The organism is Bacillus sp. JJ675 (assembly GCF_036963165.1).
In the GTDB taxonomy this organism is placed as follows: domain Bacteria; phylum Bacillota; class Bacilli; order Bacillales; family Bacillaceae; genus Bacillus; species Bacillus glycinifermentans.
In genome coordinates this window covers 1-2,737 of the sequence record NZ_JBALMR010000131.1, presented here as the reverse complement: position 1 = coordinate 2,737, position 2,737 = coordinate 1, and the positions used below count along the sequence as shown (strand labels likewise).

Annotated in this window: 1 protein-coding gene; it reads left to right on the top strand. The window is 44.8% G+C overall.

What is annotated here, in order from left to right; all coding sequences use genetic code 11:
- Positions 1–2,737, top strand: a 2,737-nt coding sequence (locus V7126_RS23895) for a condensation domain-containing protein (protein WP_335499864.1), incomplete at both ends; no start/stop codon positions are given.

Here is a 2,737-nt window from a genome sequence, read left to right as displayed (position 1 = left end):
GCATTTTCCAAACAGAAGAAGGCGATCACCTTTTGATTGTCATCCACCACCTTGTCGTTGACGGGGTATCGTGGAGAATCATACTCGAGGATTTCGAAACATTGTACGCGCAAGCAATAAAAGGTGAACCGCTCGACATCGGATACAAAACGGATTCCTATCAAGCGTTTGCTGCACAATTGAAACATTATGCCGCAAGCCGCAGGCTGTCAAAGGAACGGGAGTATTGGCGGAAGGCAGCAAAAGCCGAGGCTCCGTGTATTCCTGGAAATCAAAAAACGGAAAAAAATACGTATGAAAACAGCACGACATTAAGCATCACACTCGACAAAGAGACGACTTCGGCTCTACTAAGGAAAACAAACAGAGCCTACAACACGAAAATCAATGACATTTTATTAACGGCATTAATAGCCGGAGTCAGAGAAACGACCGGCGAAAATAAACTGAAAGTCATGATGGAAGGCCACGGCAGGGAAAGCGTCCTTGACGGCGTTGACATCAGCCGAACGGTCGGCTGGTTTACGACGGTTTATCCGGTTTTCATCGATTTGGGAGAAGAGACGGACATCGCCCAAAATATCAAAATGGTCAAAGAGACTTTGAGGAAAATACCGAATAAAGGAATAGGCTACGGCGTATTACAATATCTTTCCGATGAACCAAACGCCTTATATGAAGGAGAGGCGCCAATTTCTTTTAATTACTTTGGCGAAATGAGCAAGGATATTAATAGAAGAGAATTTTCTGAATCGCCGTTTTCCGCCGGTGAAAGCGTCGGAGGGAAAATCCAGCGGCACTCAGCCATCGAAATGAATTTGATCGTTTTAAACGGCGAATTGACGATCTATACAACATTCAATCAAGCACAATATCAACAAAGCACAATCCATCATTTCAACCAAACATATAGGAAACATTTAGAGAAGATCGTTGAACATTGCGCCGGAAAAGACGATATCGAGCTGACGCCTTCCGATTACGGCGATGCATCTTTGAGCCTTGAAGAAATGAAGGCGATTGAGGACAAGTACGGGTCTTTCAAAATTGAAAAGATCTATCCGCTGGCCAATATGCAAAAGGGAATGCTGTTCCACGCCTTGGAAGACCAGACATCAAGCGCCTATTTTCAGCAAATTGTAATCGGATTGAAAGGCATTGCAAATGAAGACATTTTAGAAGAAAGCTTTCATGAGCTCGTCAAGAGACATGAGATATTAAGAGCATCGTTCGAATATGACATCGCAGAAGAGCCGAAACAGGTTATTGTGTCAGACCGGAAAATAGATTTTGAGTACAGGGATCTTCAAGAAACAGAAGATGCTCAAAAGCAATTGCTATTAGAAAAATATGTGAAAGAAGACAAAGAAAAAGGGTTTGACCTTAGCGGCGGCTCGCTCATGAGAGTGTGTCTAATCAGAACAGATGAGGATTCCTATCAACTCATTTGGAGCCATCATCACATATTGCTGGACGGCTGGTGTCTGGGGATTCTGTTAAGCGAGCTGTTCAAAATATACCGAAAAAGGCTGAAAGGCGAAGCCCCCCGGTTAGAAACGCCGAAACCGTACAGCGACTATATCAAATGGCTGGAACAACAGGACAAAGACGAAGCCGCGGAATATTGGAAGGAATATTTAGAGGGATATGAGACCCGAACCGAAATACCAAGATTAAGCCGCAAACATTCGGGAGAATATGGCGAGAAAGAAAGAGTCATTGCGTTGCCGGAAGAGCTTACAAAAAAACTGGCCAGGATCGCAAATCAAAACAACGTCACCATAAACACAGTTCTTCAGGGCATTTGGGGCGCTGTCTTGGCTAAATATAACAACGCGGACGAAGTCGTATTCGGAACCGTCGTTTCGGGGCGGGAGGCTCAGGTAGACGGTATTGAAGAAATGGTCGGGCTGTTTATTAATACAATACCGACGCGGATCAGATTTGGAGGCGGCAAAAGCTTCAAAGAAGTATTGCGGGTCACACAAGCCGAGTCTATTGAAAGCAATCGATTCAATTATATGAACCTCTCAGAGCTTCAGGAGCTGAGCGAATTAAAAAGAGAATTGATCAGCCATGTCATGGTCTTCCAAAATTACGCCTTTGATCGGCATATGTTCAGCGGCATCGATGAAATTGGTTTTGAAATAGAGGGCGTTAATGGCAAAGAACGAACAAACTACGATTTTAATATTGTGGGGGTTCTAGCAGAAGAAAAGCTGATGCTGAAAATAGCATATGATGGAAATATCTATGATGAAATCATGATTGATAATATCGAAAAGCATATTATAGCGGTCGCCGAACAAGTGGCTGAACATGATGAGAAAACATTAAGCGAAATCGAGCTTGTGTCAGAAGAAGAAAAACACATGCTCCTATACGAATTCAACGACACGAAAACCGATTACCCAAAAGACAAGACCCTCCATCAGCTGTTTGAGGAACAGGCGGAGAAAAACCCTGATCACAGAGCCGCCGTGTTCGGCGGCCGAAGCCTGACGTACAAGGAGCTGAATAAAAAAGCGAACCAGACAGCGAGACTGCTCAGGGAAAAAGGCGTTGGCGCAGGCTCTGTTGCGGCGATCCTCGCGGAGCGTTCCTTTGAGATGATCATCGGCATCATGGGAATTTTAAAGGCGGGGGCGGCGTATTTGCCGATTGATCCCGAAACGCCGAAAGACAGAATCGCCTATATGCTGAAAGACGCCAAGGCGTGCGTCCTCCTGACAAACAG